Annotated in this window: 1 protein-coding gene; it reads left to right on the top strand. The window is 41.2% G+C overall.

Annotated features, from left to right (window positions below; all coding sequences use genetic code 11):
* Window positions 1–94 precede the first annotated feature (94 nt).
* Window positions 95–973 (top strand): IS982 family transposase, encoded by an 879-nt coding sequence (locus FFM78_RS13660; protein ID WP_010500113.1) that lies wholly within the window; start codon window positions 95–97, stop codon window positions 971–973.
* The last annotated feature ends 11 nt before the right edge of the window (window positions 974–984 follow it).

The following is a 984-nucleotide window of genomic DNA, read 5'->3' as shown; positions in this document are numbered from 1 at the left end:
ACGTGTGGTGCTAGTTTGTAACATTTAGAAATTTAACAAAAAAGTCCAACCCAGTTAGACTCATAAGTGACAAAACTTAAAAGGAGTAATAACTGTGTTGAACCACCTCAAGTTTAAGCAAAATCGTCACGAATTACAAGTTAGTTTCCATTACTTTTACCAGTTATGTTCATTGCTTTATCAGCGTTATTGTCCGCGTAGCGTCATTGAGCGGCGCAACGTTGAACATACTAAAATTACTGATATTAAACTTTTAGCTTTACTGTGCTTACAAGTCACACTGGGAATTCAATCGCAACGCCGCTTCTATTATCTGATGGCAGCGTTTATGCCGCGGCAAATGGTGGTATCACGTTCACGTTTCAACCGCCGCGCGCAACAATTACTGGCAGTAGTCAATGCCATTCGCTCAGGTATCACTAAGGATTATGCTCATTCGGGCGACCTAGCGATTATCGACAGTTTACCCAACCCACTATGTGCCAAAGTTCGTAATTTCAGAGTTAGAATTTTTGCTGGGAAGGCCAACATTGGCTATAATGCCACCAAGAAAATGCCATTTTATGGGTTTAAAACCCACATGGTCGTCACGGCTAATGGCTATATTCTGAATTATGTGATCACGGCAGCCTCAGTTCATGATGCTAAGGTAGCGCCTGAGCTAATTAGCGGTTGTCCTTGTCCCAATATTTTGGCCGATGTTGGTTATGTTGGGAAAAAACTCAAGACCAGTTTTAGGGCCCTAGGCTATAACTTATGGACGCCTTATCGTTCTAATATGAAAGGTGCTAAACAGCATAATAAGCGTCAACTCAAGGCGTTACGGCGGACAATAGAGTCACGCTTTTCAATTTTAGCCCAGCAATTTGGGATTGAAACCAATCTCACCCGTAGTCTATTTGGTTTTCAATTAAAGATTGAATTGACGATATTGGTATACAATTTAGGCTTTTTTGATTTTATGACGAACTAGCACCACGCGTA

The sequence above is a fragment of the Loigolactobacillus binensis genome, from assembly GCF_005405165.1.
Classification (GTDB): Bacteria; Bacillota; Bacilli; order Lactobacillales; family Lactobacillaceae; genus Loigolactobacillus; species Loigolactobacillus binensis.
This window is presented reverse-complemented; position numbering and strand designations above follow the sequence as displayed.